19 protein-coding genes are annotated in these 24,606 nt (G+C 67.7%); 7 read left to right on the forward strand and 12 right to left on the reverse strand.

Features of this window, described 5'->3' with window-relative positions; all coding sequences use genetic code 11:
* The first annotated feature begins 6 nt into the window (after positions 1-6).
* Entirely contained in the window at positions 7-912 is a 906-nt protein-coding gene (locus ASF53_RS10280; RefSeq protein WP_056197610.1) for a LysR family transcriptional regulator, read from the forward strand.
* Between the two features lie 28 nt (positions 913-940).
* Here ASF53_RS10280 and ASF53_RS10285 read toward each other — a convergent pair whose 3' ends face one another.
* Genes ASF53_RS10285 through ASF53_RS10310 form a run of 6 tightly spaced genes read right to left on the reverse strand, consistent with a single transcriptional unit; the run spans position 941 to position 8,548 of the window.
* Positions 941-2,545: a sulfite reductase subunit alpha gene (locus ASF53_RS10285; RefSeq protein ID WP_056197612.1), complete on the reverse strand. Its 1,605-nt coding sequence runs from the start codon at positions 2,543-2,545 to the stop codon at positions 941-943.
* Complete coding sequence (locus tag ASF53_RS10290; RefSeq protein WP_056197615.1) at positions 2,542-4,332, reverse strand: NirA family protein; 1,791 nt, start codon at positions 4,330-4,332, stop codon at positions 2,542-2,544. The genes ASF53_RS10285 and ASF53_RS10290 overlap by 4 nt, the downstream gene beginning before the upstream one ends.
* Positions 4,333-4,343: 11 nt before the next feature.
* Positions 4,344-5,564 carry an NAD(P)/FAD-dependent oxidoreductase gene (locus tag ASF53_RS10295; RefSeq protein ID WP_056197617.1) on the reverse strand — a complete coding sequence of 407 codons (1,221 nt, stop codon included), beginning with the start codon at positions 5,562-5,564 and terminating at the stop codon, positions 4,344-4,346.
* A 25-nt stretch (positions 5,565-5,589) separates the two neighbouring features.
* Positions 5,590-6,384, reverse strand: coding sequence for an ABC transporter ATP-binding protein (locus tag ASF53_RS10300; RefSeq protein WP_056197619.1), 795 nt, complete (start codon positions 6,382-6,384; stop codon positions 5,590-5,592).
* Positions 6,385-6,395: 11 nt separating this feature from the next.
* Positions 6,396-7,256 carry a nitrate ABC transporter permease gene (ntrB, locus tag ASF53_RS10305; protein WP_056197621.1) on the reverse strand — a complete coding sequence of 287 codons (861 nt, stop codon included), beginning with the start codon at positions 7,254-7,256 and terminating at the stop codon, positions 6,396-6,398.
* Positions 7,256-8,548: a CmpA/NrtA family ABC transporter substrate-binding protein gene (locus tag ASF53_RS10310; protein ID WP_056197623.1), complete on the reverse strand. Its 1,293-nt coding sequence runs from the start codon at positions 8,546-8,548 to the stop codon at positions 7,256-7,258. Before ASF53_RS10310 ends, ntrB begins: the two co-directional genes overlap by 1 nt.
* Positions 8,549-9,073: 525 nt before the next feature.
* Between ASF53_RS10310 and ASF53_RS10315 the strand changes: the two genes are divergently transcribed.
* Together ASF53_RS10315 and ASF53_RS24915 are read left to right on the forward strand one after the other, a co-directional pair.
* Positions 9,074-10,078, forward strand: a complete 1,005-nt coding sequence (locus tag ASF53_RS10315; RefSeq protein WP_156635483.1) for a hypothetical protein — start codon at positions 9,074-9,076, stop codon at positions 10,076-10,078.
* 240 nt (positions 10,079-10,318) lie between these two features.
* Complete coding sequence (locus ASF53_RS24915; RefSeq protein ID WP_286134372.1) at positions 10,319-10,735, forward strand: DUF2272 domain-containing protein; 417 nt, start codon at positions 10,319-10,321, stop codon at positions 10,733-10,735.
* 68 nt (positions 10,736-10,803) lie between these two features.
* Here the strand turns inward: ASF53_RS24915 and ASF53_RS10325 are convergent, their stop codons facing one another.
* Positions 10,804-11,814: a CmpA/NrtA family ABC transporter substrate-binding protein gene (locus ASF53_RS10325; protein ID WP_056197629.1), complete on the reverse strand. Its 1,011-nt coding sequence runs from the start codon at positions 11,812-11,814 to the stop codon at positions 10,804-10,806.
* On the reverse strand, positions 11,811-12,398 hold the full coding sequence (locus tag ASF53_RS10330) for an ANTAR domain-containing response regulator (protein ID WP_056197630.1): 588 nt from the start codon (positions 12,396-12,398) through the stop codon (positions 11,811-11,813). Before ASF53_RS10330 ends, ASF53_RS10325 begins: the two co-directional genes overlap by 4 nt.
* A gap of 272 nt (positions 12,399-12,670) precedes the next feature.
* Here ASF53_RS10330 and ASF53_RS10335 point away from each other — a divergent pair, with 272 nt between their 5' ends.
* From ASF53_RS10335 to ASF53_RS10350, 4 genes are all read left to right on the forward strand, one after another.
* Positions 12,671-13,258, forward strand: a complete 588-nt coding sequence (locus ASF53_RS10335; protein ID WP_286134312.1) for a hypothetical protein — start codon at positions 12,671-12,673, stop codon at positions 13,256-13,258.
* 213 nt (positions 13,259-13,471) lie between these two features.
* Complete coding sequence (locus ASF53_RS10340) at positions 13,472-15,331, forward strand: glycoside hydrolase family 15 protein (RefSeq protein ID WP_056197632.1); 1,860 nt, start codon at positions 13,472-13,474, stop codon at positions 15,329-15,331.
* Between the two features lie 49 nt (positions 15,332-15,380).
* Positions 15,381-17,456, forward strand: coding sequence for a transketolase (gene tkt / locus ASF53_RS10345; RefSeq protein ID WP_056197634.1), 2,076 nt, complete (start codon positions 15,381-15,383; stop codon positions 17,454-17,456).
* A gap of 104 nt (positions 17,457-17,560) precedes the next feature.
* On the forward strand, positions 17,561-20,383 hold the full coding sequence (locus tag ASF53_RS10350; protein WP_056197636.1) for a bifunctional transaldolase/phosoglucose isomerase: 2,823 nt from the start codon (positions 17,561-17,563) through the stop codon (positions 20,381-20,383).
* A 244-nt stretch (positions 20,384-20,627) separates the two neighbouring features.
* On the opposite strand, the gene ASF53_RS10355 is transcribed toward ASF53_RS10350, so the two are convergent.
* The 4 genes from ASF53_RS10355 to ASF53_RS10370 form a co-directional block, all read right to left on the reverse strand.
* A complete protein-coding gene (locus ASF53_RS10355) occupies positions 20,628-21,272 on the reverse strand; it encodes a DedA family protein (RefSeq protein WP_056197639.1) in 645 nt (214 codons plus the stop codon).
* 83 nt (positions 21,273-21,355) lie between these two features.
* On the reverse strand, positions 21,356-21,562 hold the full coding sequence (locus ASF53_RS10360; protein ID WP_056198404.1) for a hypothetical protein: 207 nt from the start codon (positions 21,560-21,562) through the stop codon (positions 21,356-21,358).
* Between the two features lie 129 nt (positions 21,563-21,691).
* Complete coding sequence (locus ASF53_RS10365; RefSeq protein ID WP_056197642.1) at positions 21,692-23,152, reverse strand: methyl-accepting chemotaxis protein; 1,461 nt, start codon at positions 23,150-23,152, stop codon at positions 21,692-21,694.
* 572 nt (positions 23,153-23,724) lie between these two features.
* The gene (locus ASF53_RS10370) at positions 23,725-24,597 is read right to left on the reverse strand and encodes an MBL fold metallo-hydrolase (RefSeq protein WP_056197643.1); all 873 of its coding nucleotides are present in this window, start codon (positions 24,595-24,597) and stop codon (positions 23,725-23,727) included.
* Positions 24,598-24,606: the final 9 nt, after the last annotated feature.

Genomic DNA, 24,606 nt, shown 5'->3' on the forward strand with positions numbered 1-24,606 from the left:
ACCGCGATGGACCGGCTGCAAGGGATGCGGGTGTTCGTGCGGGTTGCCGAGAGCGGCGGCTTCGCCGGGGCGGCCCGCGCACTGGCCATGAGCCCGGCCGCCGTCACGCGGGCCGTGGCGGCGCTTGAAGTCGCGATCGGCGCACGGCTGTTCATCCGCACCACGCGCTCGGTGAAGCTCACCGAGGCGGGCGGGCGTTATCTCGAGGATTGCCGCCGGATTCTCGCCGAACTCGCCGAAGCGGAGGCGGCCGCCGCAGGCTCGACCGCGACGCCGAGCGGTGTGCTGACGCTGACGGCGCCGGTGCAGTTCGGGCGGCTCTACGTGTTGCCGGTGGTGACCGACTATCTCGCGCGCCACCCGGCGGTGGCGGTCCGCGCGCTGTTCCTCGACCGGATCGTCAACATGGTCGAGGAGGGCATCGATGTCGGCGTGCGGATCGGGCATCTGGCCGATTCCGGGCTCACGGCGATCCGCGTCGGCAGCGTGCGCCGGGTCGTCTGCGCCGCACCGAGCTATCTGGAGCGGCACGGCGTGCCCGAAACACCCCGCCACCTGCGCGATCACGCGGTGATCGGCTCATCGAATCCCGGCGCCCTACAGGAATGGCGGTTCGGGCCCGAGCGGCGCAGCACGGTGACCGTCCATCCCCGGCTCGTCTGCAACACGGTCGATGCGGCGCTGGCGGCTGCCGTCGATGGATGGGGGATCGTGCGGCTGCTGTCCTATCAGGTCGCGCCGGCGGTGGCGGAAGGGCGCCTGCGCCTCCTGCTCACGGAGGACGAGGAGGCGCCGGTTCCGATCCATGTCGTGAGCCCCGAGGGGCGGCGGGCACCAGCCAAGACCCGCGCCTTCGTCGATCTCGCCGCGGCGCGGCTACGCGCTGATCCGCGGGTCAACCCGGCGGCCTGAAGCGGTGGGAGGGGAAACCCCCTCCCCCTCAGTATACGTCGGCCTGATAGCGCCCGCTCTTCTTCAGGGCGGCGAGATAGGCCACGGCCTCATCGGGGTTCTTGCTGCCGAACTGCGCGGCGACGTCGATGATCGCCCGCTCCACGTCCTTGGCCATGCGCTTGGCATCGCCGCAGACGTAGAAGTGGGCGCCGCCCTCCAGCCACTTCCACAGCTCGGCACCGTTCTCGCGCATCCGGTCCTGCACGTAGGTCTTTTCCGTGCCGTCCCGCGACCAAGCAAGCGAGAGGCGGGTCAGCACCTTCTCGTCCTTCAGGCCGTTCAGCTCGTCCTTGTAGAAGAAGTCGGTCGCCTGCCGCTGGTGGCCGTAGAACAGCCAGTTGCGGCCGGGCGCCTTCGTGGCCGCGCGCTCACGCAGGAAGGAGCGGAACGGGGCGACGCCGGTGCCGGGGCCGCACATGATCACGTCCTTGCCCGCATCCTCCGGCAGGCCGAAGCCGTGCGCCTTCTGCAGGTAGATCCGGACTTTGGTCTGCTCCGGGAGACGCTCGCCCAGATGCGTGGAGGCGACGCCGAGGCGCAGGCGCGAGCGATGGTTGTAGCGCACCGCATCGACGGTGAGCGAAACCCGGCCCGCATCCATCTTCGGCGAGGAGGAGATCGAGTAGAGCCGCGGCTGCAACTCGTCGAGTGCCTCGAGAAAGACCTCGGCATCGGGGCGCGCACCGGGGAATTTGTGGAGCGCGCCGAGCACGTCGAGATGCTGCGCATCGCCGTCCGGATCCTCGCCGGCCGCGAGCGCCTGCGCCTTCTTCCGGGCGGCGCCCGAGGTGAGGAGCGAGAGCAACTGGTAGAGGTTGTCCGGCGCCGCACCGAGCGAATACTCGGTCAGCAGCCGGTCGCGCAGGGTCTTGCCCGCGATCATCCGCTCCGGGCGCGTGCCGAGTTCGGCGATCACCGCATCGACCAGAGCCGGGGCGTTGGCCGGGAACAGGCCGAGGGAGTCGCCGGCCGCGTACTCGATCGGCGTGTCCCTCAGGTCGATCTCGATGTGCCAGGTCTCCTTCTCGCCGCCCGGCGCGTTGAGGCGCGTGCGGGAGAGGAACGTCGCCTCGACCGGGTTCTCGCGGCAATAGCCGAGCGGGCCGAGTTCCGGCTCCTTCTTCGGGGCGTCGCCCGTCTCCGCCTTCGGCGCGGCCGTGCCGCCCGCGGCACCGAACTCCTCGTCGAGCTTCTTGAGCATCCGAAGCGTTTCTTTGCCGCCGGGCTGGCAAAGGTTCAGCCGCTCCTCGCTCTTGAGGAAGATCGCGTTGGCGTAGTCGGCGCAGTTATAGCCGCATTGTCCGCAATCCTGCTGAGCCATGGCGGCCATCAGCTTCTGCGGCTCGGAGCGATCCTTGGCGATCGCCATGCGGTCGTTGATCGGCATCGACGGGTCGTGCCAGGGCGCGTCGTCGTTGTCGGCGAGCTTCGGGCCGGTCGAGGGCGCCTCGCCGGGGGCGAGCGCGGTGGCGCCTTCCACGGCGGGACCGAGGAGCGCGGCGAAGTAGCCCGACAGCCAGGAGCGCTGGTCGGCGTTGAACGGGGCGCTCTCGGGGATGAGAACGAGCGGGGGCGCGACGTGCTGGGTCATGCGGCGGCTCTGAGGGCGGGTTGTTCTTCGGCGGCGTCGCGCAGGGCTTCGGGGCCGGTGCGCGCGGTAAAGGCCTGGAAGCTCTCCTCCGGGCCCTGGCGGCGGGCGAGATAAGCGTTGAGCAGGGCCTCGACGCGCGCGGGTGCGTCGTCGGCCTTCACCGCCTTCCAGATCTCGGTGCCGATCTTCGGATTCTCGGCAAAGCCCCCGCCGACCACGACGTCGTAGCCCTCGACGGTGTCGCCCTCCTCCGAGACGACGACCTTGGCGCCGATCAGGCCGATATCGCCGATGTAGTGCTGGGCGCAGGAATGGTGGCAGCCGGTGAGGTGCACGTTCACCGGCACGTCGAGGTTCGGCACGGTCCGCTCGACATGGTCCGCGATGATCATCGCATGGCCCTTGGTGTCGGAGGCGGCGAACTTGCAGCCGCGCGAGCCGGTGCAGGCGACGAGGCCCGAGCGGATGCCGGCGGCCTTCACCGTGAGGCCGAGCGCGAGCACCCTTTCCTCGACCTCGGCCACCTTGGCATCCGGCACACCGGAGAAGATGAAGTTCTGCCAGACCGTCATGCGGATCTGGCCGTCGCCGCATTCCGCGGCGATCTTCGCCAGCCCGCGCATCTGGTCGGTGGTCATCTTGCCGACGGGGAGCACCACGCCGACCCAGTTCAGGCCGGGCTGGGCCTGGGCATGGACGCCGACATGGCTGAAGCGGTCGGTCGGCCGGCGCGGGGCGACATGGGCGGCATCGACCCGGTCGAGCTTGCGCCCGAGCTTCTCCTCGACGGCGGCGATGTACTTGTCGAAGCCCCAGGCATCGAGGACGTACTTCATCCGGGCCTTGTTGCGGTTGGTCCGGTCGCCGTTCTCGATGAAGACCCGGATGATCGCGTCGGCCACGAGGTTGCAGTCCTCGGGCCGGAGAACGATCCCGGTGTCGCGGGCCAGATCCTTGTGGCCCGAAATGCCGCCGAGCACGAGCCGCATCCAGACGCCCGGCGCGACCGGGGCGCCCTCCAGCACCTGGATCGCCTGGAAGCCGATGTCGTTCGTCTCTTCGAGAGCCGGCATTACGCCGCCGCCGTCGAAGGAGACGTTGAACTTGCGCGGCAGGCCGTAGAGCGAGCGGTCGTTCAGGATCCAGTTGTGCCAGGACTTGGTGAGCGGCCGGGTGTCCAGCAGTTCCTGCGCGTCGATGCCGGCGGCGGGCGAGCCGGTGACGTTGCGGATGTTGTCGGCGCCCGCGCCCTGCGCGGTCAGGCCGAGATCGATCAGCCCGTCGAGGAAGGGCTGGGCGTGCTCGGGCGCGATCTCGCGCACCTGCAGGCCGGCGCGGGTGGTGACGTGGCTGTAGGCGCCGCCATGGGCATCCGCGAGGTCGGCGAGTCCGGCGAACTGCCAGTGGTGCAGGATGCCGTTCGGAACCCGGATCCGGCACATGTAGGAGGTCTGGGTCGGCGCGACCCAGAACATGCCGTGGTAGCGCCAGCGGAAATTGTCCTCGGGCTTCGGAGACTTGCCCGTGGCGGCCTCCGCCTTCAGGCGGTTATGGCCGTCGAACGGGTTCTCGGCGCGCTTCCACTTCTCCTGATCGCAGAGCTTGCCGCCCTCCTTCACGGTGCGGATCTGCGCCTTGATGTGGATCGCATCCGGGCCCGTGGGCTCGGCCGGCGCGCTCGCCGGGGCTTGGCCCGCGGTAAGGCCACCGGTCATGCGGGCGGCGGCGATACCGGAGGCGAAGCCTTCGAGATACCGCTTCTGCTCGGCGTTGAATTCGTCTGCCATCGCTGCCTCACTCACGCTGCGAGGGTTTTCGGGGCCGGGCCGAACATCAGGTCGTCCCGGTCGTCTGGGGAGAGCGGCGCGCCGGAGCGGATCAGCTCCTTGCAGCGCGCCTGCTCCGCGATATCGCCGACGAAGACCGCTCCCGCGAGGCGGTTATCGGCGATGATCAGCTTGCGGTAGAGGCCGGCGGCGGCGTCGTGCATCACGACCGCCTCGGCGCCCTCGGGCGTATCGACCAAGCCGGCCGAGAAGACCGGCAGGCCCGATACCTTGAGGCTGGTGGCAAGGGACGTGCCGGGATAGGCCGCCTCCTCGCCGAGAAGCGCCCGCGACAGCACCTCGGCCTGCTCGTAGGCGGGCTCGACGAGGCCGTAAACGACGCCCCTGTGTTCGGCGCATTCGCCGAGCGCATGGATCGCCGGATCGGAGGTGGCCATCCGGTCATCCACCGTGATGCCGCGCCCGCAGGCGAGTCCGCAGGACTGCGCCAGGGCCGTCGAGGCGCGGATGCCGACCGACATCACCACGAGGTCGGCCGGGATCACCGTGCCGTCCTTCATCGTCAAGCGCTCGACGCGTCCGTCGCCCTCGATCGCGGCGGTGTCGGCGGACAGCAGCACCTTGACGCCGCGCGCCTCCATCGCCGTGCGCACGAGGCGGGCTGCCGCGTGGTCGAGCTGGCGCTCCATCACCCGGTCCATGACGTGGATCAGCGTGGTGTCGACGCCGAGCCGGGCGAGCCCGACCGCGGCCTCCAGGCCCAGCAGCCCGCCGCCGATCACCACCGCCTTGGCGTGCTCGACGGCGGCTTTGCGGATCGCCGCCACATCGGCGAAATCGCGGAAGGTGAGGACGCCGGGCAGGTCGATGCCCGGCAGCGGCAGCCGGATCGGCAGTGAGCCCACCGCCAGCACCAGCTTGTCATAGGGCAGCACATGGGCGGAGCCGACGAGGGCGATGCGGTTCACCCGGTCGATCTCGGTCACCGGCGCACCGGTGACGAGGCGGATGCCGTGCTCCTCGTACCAGGAGAGCGGACGGAAGCCGCAGGCCGCCTCGTCCACCTCGCCGCCGAGCAGCGAGGAGAGCAGCACCCGGTTATAGGCCGCCACCGGCTCGGCACCGACCACCGTCACGTCGTAGCGGCCCGGCGCGCGCTCCGTCAGCCGCTCGAGGAAGCGGAGCGAGGCCATGCCGTTGCCGACGACGACGAGTCTGTCCTTCACGCTCATGAATCCGTGATCCCCTTTCACGAAGTCAGGCAGCGAGAGCGGGCTTGGCGTGGCGGGCGTAGAGGAATTCCAGCACCGCGGCGCGGGCGTGGACGTAGGTGGCGTCCTCCACGAGGTCGAGCCGGCGGCGGGGCCGCGCCAGCGGCACGGGCAGGATCTCGCCGATGGTGGCCGAGGGCCCGTTCGTCATCATCACGATGCGGTCCGAGAGCAGCACCGCCTCGTCCACGTCGTGGGTGATCATGATGACGGTGTTCTTGAGCCGCTGCTGGATCTCCATGGTCTGATCCTGAAGGTGGGCGCGGGTCAGCGCGTCGAGCGCGCCGAACGGCTCGTCCATGAGCAGCACCGTCGGCTCCATGGCGAGCGCGCGGGCGATGCCGACGCGCTGCTTCATGCCGCCCGAGATCTCGTTCGGGCGCTTGTCGGCGGCGTGCATCATGTTCACGAGCGCGAGGTTGTGCTCGATCCACTGGCTGCGCTCGGCGCGGGACTTCTTGCCCTTGAGCACCTTGTCGACGGCGAGCCCCACGTTCTCGCGCACGGTGAGCCAGGGCAGGAGCGAGTGGTTCTGGAACACCACCGCGCGGTCGGGGCCGGGGGCGTTCACTTCCTTACCGTCGAGCAGCACGCCGCCGGTCGAGGCCTTGAGCAGGCCGGCGACGATGTTGAGCACCGTGGACTTGCCACAGCCGGAATGCCCGATGATCGAGACGAACTCGCCCTTGGCGATGTCGAGGTTCACGTCGCGCAGCACCTCGGACGACTTGCCGCCGCGATGAAAGGTGATGCCGACCTGGGAGAGGGAGAGATGAGCCATGTTCTTGTCCCTCACGCTGCGCTGGTGCCGCGGGTCACGAGCACGCCGAGCCCGGCGACCAGCCGGTCGAGGACGAAGCCGATGAGTCCGACATAGACGAGGGCGACGATGATCTCGGAGATGTGGGAGGAGTTCCACGCATCCCAGATGAAGAACCCGATCCCGACGCCGCCGATCAGCATCTCGGCCGCGACGATGGCGAGCCAGGACAGGCCGACGCCGATGCGAAGACCGGTGAAGATGTAAGGCGCCGCCGAGGGCAGCATGATCTTCACGAAGAACTCGATCGGGTTCAGCCGGATGACCGCGGCGACGTTGCGGTAGTCCTGCGGAATGTTGCGGATGCCGACCGCCGTGTTGATGATGATCGGCCAGATCGAGGTGATGAAGATCACGAAGATCGCCGAGGGCTGGCCGTCGCGGAAGGCGGCCAGCGAGAGCGGGAGCCAGGCCAGCGGCGGGATCGTGCGCAGGATCTGGAAGATCGGGTCGAGCCCGCGCATCGCCCAGTCGGACTGGCCGACCAGCGTGCCGAGCATCACGCCCGCCACCACCGCCAGCGAGAAGCCCAGCGCCACGCGCTTCAGGCTGGCGGCGATATGCCAGAACAGGCCCTTATCGGTGCCGCCATTGTCGTAGAACGGATCGATGATGATGTCCCAGGCTTCGCTCACCACTCGCGAGGGCGGCGGCAGGCCGGCGGTGGGGGAGGAGCACAGCACCTCCCACAGGAGCAGGAAGCCCGCCAGGACGATAAGCGGCGGCAGGACGCGGGCGGCAACGCCGCGCAGACCGGCCAGGGTGATGAAGGGCGCGCGGGCCTTGGCGGCTGTGCGCTCGCGGGCTGCGGTGAGCGTTGCTCCGGTGGCCATCACGCGACCTTCTTGATGCCGAGGCTGTTGAGGTAGGCGGCGGGGTTTTCCGGATCGAAGACCTTGCCGTCGAACAGCGTCTCGACGCCGCGCGAGGTGGAGGTCGGGATCGCCGCGACGCCGAGCGCTTTGGCGGCCTCGCGCCAGAGATCCTCGCGGTTGACCTTGGCGATCAGCGCCTTGGTATCGGTCTGCGCGTCGAATTTGCCCCAGCGGATGTCCTCGGTGAGGAACCAGAGGTCGTGCGACTGGTACGGATACGAGGCGTTGTCGGCCCAGAACTTCATGGTGAAGGGGCTGTTCTCGACGACGCGGCCGGTGCCGTAATCGAACTTGCCCTTCATCCGGTCGACGACGTCGGCGACGGGCACGTTGATCCATTGGCGCTTGGCCACGATCGCCGCCATCTCATCGCGGTTCTCGGGCTTCTCGCACCATTGCTGAGCCTCCATCACGGCCATCAGCAGCGCCTTGGCGGCGTTGGGGTATTTGTCGACCCAGGCCGCGCGCATGGCGAAGGCCTTTTCCGGGTGGTCCTTCCACAGCTCGCCCGTGGTGATGGCGGTGTAGCCGATGCCCTGGTGGATGAGCTGCTCGTTCCACGGCTCGCAGACGCAGAAGCAGTCCATCGTGCCGACCTTCATGTTCGCCACCATCTGGGGCGGCGGCACGACGATGGTCTCGATGTCCTTGTCGGGGTCGATGCCGCCGGCGGCGAGCCAGTAGCGGATCCAGAGGTCGTGGGTGCCGCCGGGGAAGGTCATGGCGGCCTTCACCGCCTTGCCCGAGGCCTTCTTGGCGTCCAGCGCGGCTTTGAACGGCTTGGTGTCGAGCCCGATCTTGTGGTCGAGATGCTCCTTGGCGATCGAGATGCACTGACCGTTCAGGTTGAGCCGGGCCATGATGTACATCGGCACCGGTACGTTGTTCTGCGTCACCCGGCCGGCGGAGATCAGGTAGGGCATCGGGCTCAGGATGTGGGCGCCGTCGATGCCGTTGCCCTCGGAGCCAAGCACGAGGTTGTCGCGGGTGGTGCCCCAGCTCGCCTGCTTCAGCACCTCGGTCTCGGGCAGGCCGTACTTGGCGAAGATGCCCTTCTCCTTGGCGACGAAGAGCGGCGCCGCATCGGTGAGCGCGATGAAGCCGAGCTTGGCCCCCTTCACCTCCGGTCCCGCGCCCTGCGCGAAGGCACCGGCCGGCAAGGCGGCGCGGGCGGCACCCGCCAAGGCGAGGGCAGCCGCCGCTCCCTTGAGAACGCCGCGGCGGGTCGTGTTGCCGTGATCGATGCTCATCCGCTCTCCGCTCCGGTGCGCTGTCTGCACATGGAAAAGGCCGCCGTCCGGGATCGCCTGCGCGATCGACTTTCGTCGCGTGCGGGCAATTCGGATCAGCGGCCTTGCTGACGTTGGGGGCGCGTCATCGTTGGCGAGCCCGTGCGATCACCTGTGCAGGAGCCGTGCCAGCATCGTCGTAGGACGAAATGGATGTTGGCTTCCGTCTCGTTTCGATCGGAACTCGAGAACGCTTGCTGATTTTGTGTGCAATGCAAAAAAATAAGGCAGATTCGGTCGTGGCGGGCGCGGATGCGCATCGCGCTCAATCAGGGAGAAGGGCGTGAGGCGATGTTTCGCTGACGCGGGCTGCCGCCGATATCAAATACAGCATCATCCTTCTTGAGTCCGCCGGTTGTGAAAGTGATCGTAGAATGCGGCGATTGGAAAAAATCGGATTAATGCCTTAGTAGGGGAAGATAGAATTTGTAATCGGATTTAAATTCAGGATACGAAGTCAAGGCGCGTTATCACGATTGTGCACTGATGCGTTTTAAGGTTTTCAGGGAGGAGGCGATGTCGGGAAGTTGCAGTCGTTATCTCTCGGACGAGAATTTCGAGGCGTATCTGGTCGGCGGCCGCTGGAGTGAGACCGCAGACGACAATCTTGCCGACGAGACGATCAGCGCCGATTTTGTCCGAGATCTCGTCGAAACCTACAACCGTGCGCCCGAGGTGCATGAGGCCGCGAGCGGGCTCGGATCACTCGCCCTGATGCTCGGCGTCGCCGAATGGGGTGTCAAAGGAGACGGACTCCCCGACGACCCGGCGCGCAAATCCTGGCGCAGCGATACGGGAGAGGATTCCGGCAAGCATCTCATGAGCTATGCCGTCGGCGGCGTTGGGATCTCGCATGCCGATGTCGGCGACCTCGAGGAGTTCGTCGAGTGGATCGCCGCCTCCCGGATTGTTCCGGATGATCGGAAGAGCGCCCTGCTGCGGCTGGCGAAGGTCGCTTACCGGAAGGAAGGGATTCTCTACGACGAGTTGAGGGCAGCCGGTCTTTGCGATCAGGCGCCGGCCGATCACGATCTGCTCGGCGAGCCGTTCCAGCATCTTAGAGGGCCGGTGGGGACCCGGTATTGCAAGGACTATGAGAACGGCGCGCTGAAACCTGACGATTGGCTGACCTTCCGCACTTGGGTGAGGGCAGCGCTGCGCACTCGCGAGGCTCAGGCCTACCTTCTCGATCTGTGGATGCGCGACTACTGGCAACCGACCCTGGCCCAGGTGCCGGCCGGTGAGGGGGCCGCGGAGGAGATGCTGATCAACGTCCGTATCCGGAACTCCGCGCCGTCGGTCGCCAAGAAGGCGGCGCGAAGCAGCCCGGTGGAAGCCGGTGCGGCAGGTCGAGTCCAGCACCAGATCGACGCCTACGCACACTGGAAGCTCAAGACCGCACGGCGGCGCTGGGAGATCATGATGCGGCCGGTCGTTCTGTACCGGCATTTCTCAGGGCTGGATCCGTTGAAGGGTATTCATTGTGATTGATTATTAATAAATGGGGGGTGATATGTCGGGTTTTACTTATAAATTGGTCGATGCCTGCCGCAACGAGTTTGCGCGGTGGGACGATGGCGCCGGCCGGGAAACCTGGGGCAAGCCACAGCACAGTAAAGACTATTATTTGTTCGTGAAAGATTACTGGGAGAGTATCGGCAACAACAGGCTCGACGGCCGTACCGTCGTCGGCGGTATACGTCCCGCACGGTCATCGGCTTTCGTATCGTTCTGTATGAAGAAGGCCGGGCGGGGGGGCGGTTTTTCTACACCGAGGCCCATTGTCACTATATCAACAGGGCCATGCGCGCTGCGGACGGCGATCTAAGTAATTGCGGATGTATTGCAAGGCGCACTGACAAATACAAGCCCAAAATCGGGGATGTCGTGTGTGCCGGTCGGGAGTACGCGGCGGGCTATGATTACGACCAAGCAAAGTTGGTTTACGAGGCGGACAGTTTCTACCCGTCGCACGGTGACATCGTTGTCTCGATATCCGGCGATTATATCGAATCGATCGGGGGGGACATCTCCAACAACGTCGATGCGAAGAAGATCCGCTTGACCGATACGGGTTATCTGAGGAACCGGATCAATCGATCGGGCAAGGAAATCCCCTGGATCGCCATCCTCGAATGCGTGCTTTGAGGCCGCATCCGGATCGCTGCAGCCCGGATCGATTTGAGGTCGTGCGGTTCTTCGGGGGGGCGGGGCCGTCAAGCGATCGCAGGCACGAGATCCGGCCGATACAGGGCAACCGCCCGCTCTGCTTCGTCTCCACCCGGCGCGATCTGGCCGCAGGCGACCATCTGCGCGACCGTCCATCGGGCGTGCGCAGGGTCCGGACGATGGGTCTCCCCACCGAGCCGCAGATAGGCCGGATTCACGCGTTCGGTGCCATGCGCATCCACGATCAGCGCGCCGTCGAGCGTGCGGGCGATGAGGGCGGCGTCGGAATCAAGCTCCGCCCGCTCGGCGAGCAGGCGGCTCAGCGCATCGCGGTTGGCAGGATCGGCGCACCACAGCCCGGCCCGGTGAACGGCTCGCACCAGGGGGAGCGTGAAATCTGCCCCCTCCGCCGGCAGCGCCAGCACTTTCTCCGGGCAGTCGGGTGCGATCTCGCAGCCGAGGGCCGCGATCCGGCCGAGACCGGCGGCGACCGCGACGCTGTTCCAGGGGGCGCCGACGCAGAAGCCGTCGATGTGCCCGCGCCGCAGCGCATCCACCGTCTCCGGTGGCGGCACCACCACCAGCCGCACCGTCGCGTCGAGGTCGAGCCCGCTCAGGCCGGCGAACAGTCGGAGCTGGTAGGAATGGCTGGAGAAGGGATGCACGGTGCCGATGACGAGCGGACGTCCCTCCCCGGCCCGTGCGCGGGCGACCGCCGAGAAAGCCGCGGCCACGTCGGCGAGTCCGTCGCTCTGCGGCGCCATCGCGGCCCAGAGCGCGTTCGAGACGGTCACGGCATTGCCGTTGAGACCGAGCGCCATCGGCACGCTCAGGCGGGCCTGCGGCCCCGAGAGCCCGAGTGCGCTGGCGATGGCGAGCGGCCCGAGCATATGCGCGGCGTCGAGATGGCCGAGCGCCAGCCGGTCGCGCAGGGTCGCCCAGGACGGCTCGCGCGCGAGTTCGATCTCGAGCCCCTCGGCGCGTGCAAAGCCCAGTTCCGCCGCCGCGATCACGGGGGCGGCGTCGGTGAGGGGGACGTATCCGAGCCTGATCCTCATCCGAGCAGATCCGCCGCCGTGACGATGGCGCGGGCGATGTCGACGATCTTACGCTTCTCGTTCATCGCCTGCCGCCGCAGGAGCTTGTAGGCCTCGTCCTCGCTCATGCCCTTGCGCGTCATCAGGATGCCCTTGGCGCGCTCGATCAGCTTGCGGTCGGCGAGCTCCGAACGGGCCTCGTCGAGTTCGCGCTGGAGCCGGGCAAAGGCATTGAAGCGCAGGATCGCGATGTCGAGGATCGGCCGGATCCGTTCCGAGCGCAGCCCGTCCACCACATAGGCCGAGATGCCCGCATCGACCGCCGCCTGCATCATGGTCTGGTCCGAGCGGTCCACGAACATCGCCACGGGCCGTTCCGCCTGCCGGGACAAGCCCGACATCTGCTCCAGCATGTCCCGGCTCGGGCTCTCAAGATGGACCACGATCACGTCGGGCTTCAGGCTCGCCACCCGCGCCTGGAGGTCCGGTCCGTCCGAGAGCACGACGACGTGGCCGACGCCTGAGGCGCGAAGGCCCTCCTCCAGGATCGCGGCGCGGGCGCGGCTCGGATCGATCACGGCGACGGTGAGGCTGGTCTCGGTCATCGAGGGCCGGAGTGGTTCGATCCGTTCGAGGAAGGCATGGGGATGGAAAAAGGCGGTCGGTCTCGAAGGAGGCCGGTCTGGCAGAACCCGCCGTGTGAGGGGCGGACGCATCGCACGCAAGGCGTATGCCCGCCCGATCCGTAACGACGGTTACAAACCGACATCTGTCGGCCCCGCTTCTGCCGCAAACCGGGGCGCACACTCAAGCTGTTCGCGAATCTATCAGGAGGGGCCGGTTCATGCGCGTCGTCGATCCGCTGCGGAAGCCGGACGTGTCCGCGACCCCTCGCGCCGTGCTGCCCCCCCTGCTGCCGACCCTCGCCCTCGCCGTGGCCGCCGCCCTGCTGTCGCTCGTCTGCCGCGAGCCGGCCAAGGGGCCGACGATGCTGCCGGTCGAATCGGTGCGGTCCGTTCCGGCCATGGCTGCGGCGCCCGGCCTGACGGTGTTCGATCCGGGCAAGGCCCTGCTCGCCGAAGTCGAGGCGGGGCCGGCCAGCGAGGCCTTCGCCCGCCTCGTGCCCCTCGTCGCGGCGAACGAGGCCGCTCCGCCTCAGGCGCGTCGCCCGCGCCTTGCCGCCCGAACCGAGCGCCGCCGCGCCGCCGCGAACCGGATGGCGACGACGCAGCCCGCGAGCCCGGCAAAGGTCGCGGCCGAGCCGGTCGTCGCCGCGCCGGCCGCGATGGCGCGTGCGGAAGACGAGGGCAGTCGCTTCCTGCCCGCAGGCGCCCTGCCCTTCGCCGCCGTCGATGCGGTCTGGGATGCGGCCCGTACGGCCGGCTCCGGCGCGGCGACCAAGGTCACGACCGGTGTGACGAGCCTGAGCAGCTCGGTCGTCGGCCTCGTCTCCGAACTGCGCTGAGTCGGAGCGCGCTCGGCCGCGCGGTCTTCACAATCGTTCGCCACGAAACCTTGCGAAGCGCGGCCGCTGCGCCACTTCGCGCGGGGCAGCACCACGATCACGTCCACCGCATCGCCGCCGACGCGGCGTTTTCGCGCGTGATGCCCTGCCCGAGAGGCCGAAGCCCGCGTTTCCCCGCGCCGTTCGGTCCAGAACGCGACGACGGAGACCGGGATGGCGGGACGGATCGAGGATTACGCCCTGATCGGCGACGGGCGCACCGCCGCCCTGGTCGGGCGCGACGGCAGCATCGACTGGCTGTGCATGCCGCGCTTCGATGCCTCGGCCCTGTTCGCGAGCCTGCTCGGGACGGAGGAGCACGGCTTCTGGAAACTCGCCCCGGCGGCGGAAGGAGCGCAGCATTCCTGGCGCTACCGCGGCGGCTCGCTGGTGCTGGAGACCACGCACAAGACCCATGAGGGCGAGGTCCGCGTCACCGATTTCATGCCGGTCGGCGACGGCAGCCACGTCATCCGCCTCGTCGAGGGGGTGCGCGGCCGGATGGCGATGCGCATGGAGCTGGCCGTGCGCTTCGATTACGGCTCGGCGGTGCCCTGGGTGTCGCGCAGCGAACTCGGCGACCTGCGCGCCATCTCCGGGCCGCACAAGGTGGTCCTGCGCACCAACGCGCCGATGCGCGGCTCCGCCCACCAGACCACGGTCTCGGAATTCACGGTCTACAAGGGCGACGCGATCCGCTTCGTGCTGAGCTACGGCGCTTCGCACGAGGACGATCCTGCGCCGATCGAGCCGCGCCGTTGGCTCGACGACACCAACCGGTTCTGGCGCGAGTGGTCGCGCCGCTGCACGCTCCAGACGCCCTGGGACGCCATCCTGCGCCGCTCGCTGCTGACCCTGAAGGCGCTGATCTACCAACCGACCGGCGGCATCGTCGCCGCGCCCACGACCTCGCTGCCCGAGGAACTCGGCGGCGTGCGCAACTGGGACTACCGCTTCTGCTGGCTGCGCGATTCGACCTTCACGCTGCTGGCGCTGATGGATTCGGGCTATATCGAGGAAGCCCGTGCGTGGCGCGATTGGCTGACCCGGGCGGTGGCCGGCAACCCGGAGCAGGCGCACATCCTCTACGGCATCGCCGGCGAACGGCTTCTGCCGGAGATCGAACTCGACTGGCTGCCCGGTTACGAGAATTCACGGCCCGTGCGCGTCGGCAACGCGGCGATTGCGCAGTTCCAGCTCGACGTCTACGGCGAGCTGTTCGACGCCCTGTTCCAGGCCCGTGCCCGCGGCATGGGGCAGAACAAGGAAGGCCTGCGCGTCGGCCAAGCGATCATCAAGCACCTCGAGACGGCGTGGCACGAGCCGGACGAGGGCATCTGGGAGGTGCGCGGCGGGCGGCGCCACTTCGTCCATTCCAAGGTGATGGCCTGGGTCGCCTTCGACCGGGCGATCCGCAGCGTCGAGATGGCGGGCGACGACGACCTGCACGCCGTCGAAGCGCCGGTCGCGCATTGGAAGGCGATCCGCGACGAGATCCACGCCGAGGTCTGCGCGAAGGGGTTCGACCCCGAGCTGAACAGCTTCGTCCAATCCTACGGAAGCAAGGCCCTCGATGCGAGCCTGCTGCTGATCGCGCATATGGGCTTCCTGCCCCAGCACGATCCCCGCGTGGTCGGCACGGTGGCGGCGGTCGAGCGGCACCTGATGCGCGAGGGCTTCATCCTGCGCTACGAGACCGAGGGCCAGACCACCGACGGCCTACCGGGCAACGAGGGCGCGTTCCTGCCCTGCAGCTTCTGGTACGCCGACAATCTGATCGGGCTTGGCCGCTGCGATGAGGCCCGCGAACTGATCGAGCGCCTGATCGGCGTCTGCACCGACCTCGGATTGGTCTCCGAGGAGTATGACGTGCGTGCGAAACGGCTGGTGGGCAACTTCCCTCAGGCGTTCACACATGTTGCACTCGTCAACACGATCCTCAATTACAGCCGCGCGACCGGTCCTGCGAAGGAACGGGGCGGCGGCGCGGACGATTCCGAGTCGAGGGTAGGCGAATCCATCGCGGCGCAGTAGCGCACTCCGTCAGACGGCGGGCGATGGAAGCGAGAAAGACGGGAACTCCATGAGCGGTGCAGACACGAGCCCGAAGGCGGCCCTGAGCCAGGGCGACAAGCTCGCGATCGACACGATCCGGACGCTCGCGATCGACGCGGTGCAGAAGGCCAATTCCGGACATGCCGGTGCGCCGATGGCGCTGGCGCCCGTCGCCTACACCCTGTGGAACCGGTATCTGCGCTACGATCCGGCCCATCCGCATTGGCCGAACCGCGACCGCTTCGTGCTCTCGGCCGGTCACGCCTCGATGCTGCTCTACGGGCTGCTGCATCTCGCCCGCGTCGCGGAGAGCGATGGCGGAAACGCACCCGCGATCTCGCTCGACGACATCAAGAAATTCCGGCAGCTCGACAGCCGCACGCCGGGCCATCCGGAATACCACTTCACCACCGGCGTCGAGACCACCACCGGCCCGCTGGGCCAGGGCGTGGCGAACTCCGTCGGCATGGCGATGGGCGGCCGCTTCAAGGGCGAGCGCCTGAACCGACCCGACCTGCCGCTGTTCGACTACAACGTCTACGCCATCTGCTCGGACGGCGACCTGATGGAGGGCGTCTCCCAGGAGGCCGCCTCGATCGCGGGCCATCTGCGCCTGTCGAACCTGTGCTGGATCTACGACAACAACACCATCACCATCGAAGGCCACACCGAACTCGCCTTCTCGGAAGAGGTCGCCGCGCGCTTCCTCGCCTATGGCTGGCAGGTGCTGCGGGTGGCCGATGCCAACGACACCCACGCCATCGCCTCGGCGCTCGAGACCTTCCTGCAATCGAGCGACCGCCCGACGCTGATCATCGTCAACTCGATCATCGGCTACGGCGCGCCGACCAAGCAGAACACGTCGAAGGCCCATTCCGACGCGCTCGGCCCCGACGAGGTGAAGGGCGCCAAGCGCGCCTATGGCTGGCCGGAGGATTCCGAGTTCCTCGTGCCGGATGGCGTCTACGACACCTTCGCCGACGGCATCGGCAAGCGCGGCGCGGCCCTCTACGCCCAGTGGCAGAGCTTCTTCGAGGCCGCCAAGGCGGCGGATGCGGAGCATGCCGAGGAGCTGTCCGCCTTCCTCGAAGGCCGCCTGCCGGCGGGCTGGGACCGGGACATTCCGGTCTTCGAGGCCGACGCCAAGGGGCTCGCGACCCGCGAATCCTCGGGCAAGGTGCTCAACGCCATCGCCAAGCATGTGCCGTTCCTGCTCGGCGGCTCGGCCGATCTGGCGCCTTCCAACAAGTCGAACCTCACTTTCGAGGGCGCGGGCTCGCTGACCCCGTTCGAGCCGGGCGGGCGCAACATCCATTTCGGTGTGCGCGAGCATGCCATGGGCTCGATCGTGAACGGGCTCGGGCTCGTGGGCCTGCGCGCCTACGGGGCGACCTTCCTCGTCTTCGCCGACTATATGCGCCCGCCGATCCGGCTCGCCTCGCTGATGGAGCTGCCGGTCTTCCACATCTTCACCCACGACTCGATCGGCGTGGGCGAGGACGGGCCGACGCACCAGCCGGTGGAGCAGATCCTTTCGCTGCGCTGCATCCCCGGCCTCGTGACCCTGCGCCCGGCCGACGCCAACGAGGTGGCCGAGGCCTACCGGGTGATCTTCTCGCTCAAAAACCAGCCGGCGGTTCTGGCCCTGTCGCGCCAGCCGCTGCCGACCTTCGACCGCTCGAAATACGCGCCCGCCGCCGGCACCGCGAAGGGCGCCTACGTGCTCGCCGACTGCGAGGGCACGCCGGACGTGATCCTGATCGGCACGGGCTCCGAGGTGCAGCTCTGCGTCGGCGCCTACGAGACCCTGAAGGGCGAGGGCGTGAAGGCCCGCGTCGTCTCGATGCCGTCCTGGGATCTGTTCGAGCGTCAGGACGAGGCCTACCGCAACAGCGTCCTGCCGCCGGAGGTGCTGGCGCGCGTGGCGGTGGAGCAGGGCAGCGTCATCGGCTGGGACCGCTACGCCGGCTCCTCCGGTTCGATCGTCGGCATGAGCACCTTCGGTGCTTCGGCCCCGATCAAGGACCTGCTCGGCAAGTTCGGCTTCACCCCCGAGAAGGTGATCGAAGCGGCCCGCGCGCAGGTGGCCAAGCACAAGAAATAGGCTGGGAGATCAACCCTCCCCCGCACAGGGGGAGGGTAAGCTGCGTCGTGCCGCCCTATCTAACGGGCACGGGACGCACAAGAAATCACGCGAGGACGATCGAGATGAACGCGCTGAACGCCCTCTTCGCCGAGCACGAGCAGGCGGTCTGGCTCGATTTCGTGGCCCGCGGCTTCATCGCCAAGGGCGAACTCCAGGCGCTGGTGCAGAAGGACGACCTGCGCGGCGTCACCTCCAACCCGGCGATCTTCGAGAAGGCGATCGGCCACTCGGCCGAGTACGACGACAGCCTCAAGGCCGCGCTTGCCGGGTCTGATGCCCGCGTCATCGACCTCTACGAGGGTCTCGCCATTGCCGACATCCAGGCGGCGGCCGATGTCCTGCGCCGGGTCTACGACACCAGCGACGGCGCCGACGGCTATGTCAGCCTCGAAGTCTCCCCCTACCTCGCCCTCGACACCGAGGAGACCCTGAACGAGGCCCGCCGCCTGCACGCGGCGGTCGGGCGCGACAACCTCATGGTCAAGGTGCCGGCCACCCCCGCCGGCCTCCCGGCGATCCGTCAGCTCACGGCGGAGGGCATCTCGGTCAACATCACGCTGCTGTTCTCGCAGAGCGTCTACGAGGAGGTCGCCAACGCCTTCATCGATGGGCTGACCGAGTTCGGCGCCAAGGGCGGCGACGTCTCGAAGGTCGCCTCCGTCGCGAGCTTCTTCATCAGCCGCATCGACAGCCTCGTCGATAAGAAGCTGGACGAGGTCGGCGGCTACGAGGATCTGAAGGGCAAGGTGGCGATCGCCAACGCCAAGCTCGCCTACCAGCGCTACAAGCGCATCTTCTCCGGGCCGAAATGGGCGGCGCTGGAGGCCAAGGGCGCCAAGGCGCAGCGCCTGCTCTGGGCCTCCACGGGCACCAAGAACAAGGCCTATTCCGATGTGCTCTATGTCGAGGAGCTGATCGGCAAGAACACCGTCAACACCATGCCGCCGGCCACGATGGACGCGTTCCGCGACCACGGCCGGGTGCGCGCGACGCTTGAGGAGAATATCGCCGAGGCCGAGACCGTGATGGCGCGGCTGGAGCAGGCCGGCATCGACATCGAGGCGGTGGCGCGCCAGCTCGTCGAGGAGGGCGTGCAGCTCTTCGTCGATGCCGCCGACGCCCTGCTCGGCGCGGTCGCGGGCAAGCGGGCGGCGCTGCTCGACCACCGGCTCGACGCGCAGACCTTCAAGTTCGACGACGCGCTTCAGGCGGCGACCGACAAGGCGGTCGAGTCCTGGCGCGCGAGCGGCGCGATCCGCCGGCTCTGGGCGCATGACGCCACGGTCTGGACTGGCCGCGACGAGGACAAGTGGCTCGGCTGGCTGCGCATCGTCGAGGACGAGCTGGAGCGGGTCGAACTCTACGAGAGCTTCGGCGAAGAAGTCCGCGCCGAGGGCTTCACCGACGTGGTGGTGCTCGGCATGGGCGGCTCCAGCCTCGGCCCGGAGGTGATCGCCGCCACTTACGGCCACCGCGAGGGCTTCCCGAAGCTGCGCATCCTCGACTCGACCGATCCGGACGAGGTCCGCTCCGTCGAGGCGGCGGTGACGCTCGAGACGACGTTGTTCATCGTCGCCTCGAAGTCCGGCTCGACGCTCGAGCCCAACGTGTTCCGCGACTACTTCCTCGGCCGGATGAAGGACGTCGTCGGTGCCGACAAGGCCGGCCGCCATTTCGTCGCCGTCACCGATCCCGGCTCGGCGATGGAGAAGGCGGCCAAGGATGACGGCTTCCGAAAGATCTTTCTCGGCGTGCCGCAGATCGGCGGGCGCTACTCGGTGCTCTCGGCCTTCGGTCTCGTTCCCGCGGCGGCGGCCGGTGTCGAGATCCGCGAATTCCTCGACAGCGCCCGGATGATGGTCCGCTCCTGCGGGCCGGCGGTGCCGCCCGCCGCCAATCCCGGCGTCCGCCTCGGCGCGGCGATGGGCGTCGCGGCCAAGGAGTTCGGGCGCGACAAGATCACGATCATCGCGTCGCCCGGTATCGGCACCTTCGGCACCTGGGCCGAGCAGCTCATCGCCGAATCGACCGGCAAGGAAGGCGTCGGCATCATCCCCGTCGAGGGCGAGCCGGTCGGCGTGCCGGCGGTCTACGGCGAGGATCGGCTGTTCGTGTACTTGCGCCTGACGAGCCAGGCCGATGCGCGCCAGGACGAGGCGGTGAAGATCCTGGAGAGCGAGGCGCAGCCGGTGGTGCGTATCGATCTCGATAAGGTGGAACAGCTCCCGCAGGAATTCTTCCGCTTCGAGATCGCCACCGCCGTGGCCGGGGCGGTGCTCGGCATCAACCCGTTCGACCAGCCCGACGTCGAGGCGAGCAAGATCGAGACGAAGAAGCTGTTCGCCAGCGCCGAGGAGACCGGCGCCCTGCCGGCCGAGACGCCGATCTTCGAGGACGAGACGGTCGCGCTCTACGCCGATGCAGCCAACGCGGAGGCCCTGCGCTCCGGCGAAGGCTTCGAGGCGATCGTGGCCGCGCATCTGGCGCGGGTGAAGCCGTGCGACTACGTCGCCCTGCTCGCCTATGTGGAGCGCAACGAGGCGCATCACGCCGCGCTGCAGGAGGCCCGGCTCACGGTGCGGGACGCGCGTCAGGTCGCGACCTGCCTCGAATTCGGCCCGCGCTTCCTTCACTCGACCGGGCAGGCCTACAAGGGCGGTCCGGCCTCCGGCGTGTTTCTCCAGATCACCGCCGACCCGTCGGCCGACCTTCCGATCCCCGGGCGCAAGCTCGGATTCAAGACGGTGATCGCGGCCCAAGCGCGGGGCGATTTCGCCGTGCTGTCCGAGCGGAAGCGCCGGGCGCTGAGAATCCACCTCAAGGGCGGTGATGTCTCCGGCGGCGTGAAGCGCGTCGCTGCGGCGATCAAGGCAACGGTGGGTTAGGGCGGTCTTCCCTGAGTGAAACTCCCCTCTCCCCGCATGCGGGGAGAGGCCTGTCTGAACCCTGTCGTGCAGACAGGAAGCCGAAGCGAAGGTGAGGGGGCGGTTCAGGACGAGGCTTGTCCGTCCAGCCCCCTCACCTTCGGCTGCCGCCTCGCCGCGCCGACGACGGGGTCGTCGCGGCCCTCTCCCCGCAAGCGGGGCGAGGGGCCCTCATGGCCGACATAGCGGTGTGTATTTGGAAAAATCAGTGCGTCAGCGGGCCGGGGATCGCAGCTTCCGCCTTCAGCAGCAGACGCTCCTCGTGGCGCTTCATGAACAGCCACAGCGCCAATCCGCCGAAGATCACGAAGGCCAGCAGCGCGAGGCCCACGGGGCCGACGATGTGCTCGATCGAGCGGCCGCAGGCATAAGCGCCAAAGCCCATGATGCCGGCCCAGGCGACGCCGCCGAGGCCGTTGAACAGCATGAAACGGCGGGCATCGAGCCGGTTCACGCCGGCCAGCACCGCCGCGTAGGCGCGCAGCATCGCGGTGAAGCGGCCGAAGAACACGATCTTCCCGCCATGCTCGCGGAACAGGTACTGCCCGAGCTTCAGCCGGCCGTGGTCAAGGGCGATGAGGTGCCCGTAGCGCAGCAGCAGCGGCATGCCCCAGCGGCGCCCAATCCAGTAGCCGACATTGTCGCCGAGGATCGCGGCCGTGGCCGCCGCGGCGACGATGAGGACGACGTTGAGGTTGCCGGTGCTGCCGGCATAGACGGCCGACGAGATCAGGATGGTCTCGCCCGGCATCGGCACGCCCGCGCTTTCCAGCGCGACGACGACGAAGACGGCGAGATAGCCGTAATGGGCGATGAGGTCGGCGATCGGAAGTCCCTGAAGGAAGGACATGAAAGAGGGCGTCTCCGCGGATCGTTGCGCCGCGCAGTCTCGCCAGGAACGTGGCCGCAGGAGGGCGGCCCTTCCCGGCCCCGTCAGCCCGTCGGGTCTGTCTCCGAGGGGGGCTCGGTCGAGGCCGGCGTGAGCACCGCGCCCTCCCCGCCCGTGCCGGTCTGGCAAAGGGCGGCGAAGTCGTCCTCCGGCAAGGGCGGCAGCCGGGCGAGACCGTCCCACACGCCGAACAGGACGGGATCCGCGGAGAGGCCGAAGCCGGGCGGGAGGAGGCATGTGCTGTCGATCATGACGGACCCGAACCGCCGAAGGGCGGAAGTGGTGATAAGCCCTTCGGCAGCGCCCGGTTGCATGGCCTGATCGATCTTCGTGTCAGGCGGCACCTCGGCCTTGCAGTTCTTCCCGTCCGCGTCCCGTCCTCAGCTCGCCTTGAGGAACTTCTCGACGCTGGCGCCGAGACCGGCGGAATGCGTCGCGAGATCCTCGGCGATGGTGCGGACCGAATCGACATGGCTGCCGGTGGCGTCCGCCGCCGAGGACACGCCGACGATGTTGCCGGACATCTCGTGCGTCGAGGCGGCCTGCTCCTCGACCGCGCTCGCCATGGCGAGGGTGAGCCCCGAGAGGTCCGTCACCGCCGCGGTGATCGTGCCGATGGCCTCCACCGCCTCGCCGGTGGCGCTCTGGATCGCGGCGATCTGTCCGGAGATCTCGCCGGTCGCCTTCGCGGTCTGCTCGGCCAGCGCCTTCACCTCGGCGGCGACCACGGCGAAGCCGCGGCCGGCCGCACCCGCGCGGGCCGCCTCGATGGTGGCATTGAGGGCGAGCAGGTTGGTCTGGTCGGCGATCGAGCGGATCATCGCCACCACTGCATCGACCTTGCGCGCGTTCTCGGCGAGTTGGCGCACCGTCACGTCGGTCGTCTCCGCCTGGGCCGCGATCCGCTGGGCGCGCTCGGACACGCTGCCGACCTGCCCCGAAATCTCTCGGATCGAGGCCGTCATCTGCGCCGAGCCCGCCGCCACCGAGGCCGCGCGCTGCCGGGCATCCTCGGCCGAGCGCGACAGTTCCTCCGCCGAGTACCCCATCCGCTCCACCGCCGACCGCACCGCCTCGACCACCCGCGAGACATCCGCCGACATCTGAACCTGCGCCGTGATCACCGACCACGTCACCATCGGGCCGACATATTCGCCCTCGGGCCCGTGGATCGCCGAAACGCGCAGGTCGAGGGTCTCGGGGCCGACCCGGATCTTGGCCCGGTGCGGCAGACGGCTGCTGTCGGCCAGCATCGACCGCTGATGATGCGGGTTCTTGTGAAAGACGTCGAAGGAGCGGCCCATCATTTCCGAGACCTTGATCGGCAGATGCTCCTCGATGGTGGAGAGCGTCGTCACCGAGGTCCGGTTCAGATAGTTGATCTTGAACTCGTCCTTCGGGTTCACCGTCATGACGGCGACGGGCATGCCGTCGATCATCGTCAGGAGCCGGCTCGTCTCGTTCTTCTTAGCGGTGATGTCGGTCGCGAACTTCATCACCCGCTCCGGCTTGCCGTCCGCTCCCATAATCGGGTTGTAGGTCGCTTCCAGCCAGATCTTGCGTCCGGACTTGTCGATGCGGGGGAACTCGCCCGAGGCGTGCTTGCCGCTGCGCAGCGTCTCCCAGAAGGCGCGGTAATCGGCGCTCTCGGCATAGGCGGCGTCGACGAAGAGGCGGTGATGCTTGCCCTTGATCTCGTCGAGCTCGTAGCCGATCGCGTTGAGAAAGTTCCGGTTCGCGTCCAGAACCGTACCATCCATCGCGAATTCAATGGTCGCGAGCGATCGATCGAGTGCCTCGAGCTTCGCCTGGGCGTCGCTGTGCTTGGGCTTACGGAACATGACAGAACCCCTATGACGAGACCTTATCCCCAACGCCATGCCATTGGGAGCGATCTCGTTATTCGTCGGGGACGGAGCTCAATCGCCCGACTCGTTTTTTAATCCGCCCCTGAGCGAATATTGATTTGCCTAAGTAAATTAAAAGTGAATACAAGCGGTGCGTGTAGGAAAAATATTCGGGATGACCTCAATAAAGTTTAAATGATTAGCGTGTGGCCCCTCCTATAATCACAACATATGATAAAGAGCGTTCGTTAAAGAGTGCCCCATAGCGCTCGCAATATCCGATCGTCTCCGCTCGGGGCGCAGCGGCAGCGCGGGATTAACATGCGAGGCACGGAGAGCGGCGTCCTGAATGCTTGAATCAGGGCGTCGCTCTCGACTCTTATTCTGTGTCATCTTTCTCAGAAAGTCAGAAAACGCCTTTCGAAACGCAGCTTAGGCCCCGTATTCGACCGGATTACATCAGGCTGGCGTCTCTGAGCCCTTGTTTTGGTGCGCATTCCTTCGACGGGCCGGCGGCGACGTCGTCCGAATGCGCTTGAGCCGGCGCTCTCCGGACGCGTTCCGGCTCAGCCGCCGCGGCGAAGATCCTCCAAGGGCACCGGTGCGGCGTGGGGACGGCCACCGAGCATTGCATCGATCAGCGCCACAACCTCGGCCCGTCCGACATTGGCGGCGGGCTCGAACGGGGTCCAGGTTTGGGTGAAATCGAGGCGCTCGAACACGTCGCGATAGCGGCGCAACTCGTTCACGGTGAGCGGGACGCCGCGTACGAAGGCCTTGTGGGCCGAGATCGTCCGCGCCTTGCGGAAGTCGTTCGGGTCGAGTTCGAACTTGAGCGCGTCGCCGCAGAAGCAGATCTTGCGCTTGCGGTCGAACAGCACGGCGTGGCCGTCGAAATGGCCGGCGGTGCGGTGCAACTCCAATCCGGGCAGGGGTTCGAGGAAGTCGTCGTAGGGCCAGGAGACCTGAAGCGCCGCGCTCCAGGTGAAGTCGGCCGCCGGCAAGCAGAGTTCCGGGTCGAACCGGTCCTGAAGCTGCACCAGCGCGCCGTAGGAATGCGGGTGCGAGGCCGAGAGCACCTGCATGCCGCCGAGCCGCTCGATCTGGTCGAGCGCCGCCTCGCTGAAGACGGGGCAAGCTTCGAAGCCCATATTCCCGTTCTCGGTGCGAACGAGGTAGGCGCTCGGGCCGATGCCGGAGACCGGGTCGTTCCAGAAGCGCCAGATTCCGGGCTCCAGCTCCTCCCAGTGGCAGGGAAAGGCGTCTTGCGCCTCGCGCGTGGTGCGGAAGCGCCAGCCGTCCTGCGGCACGACGTGGCGGGCGTCGAGGCACATCGGGCAATGCGGCGGCGCCTCGAAGTGACGCTGCCAGAACCCGCAATTGTCGCAGGTGTAGGCGGGCAGCTTCAGGGCGCCGGCGAAGGGCAGGTAACCGGGCACGGGCAAATC

The organism is Methylobacterium sp. Leaf123, assembly GCF_001423405.1.
Lineage (GTDB): Bacteria > Pseudomonadota > Alphaproteobacteria > Rhizobiales > Beijerinckiaceae > Methylobacterium.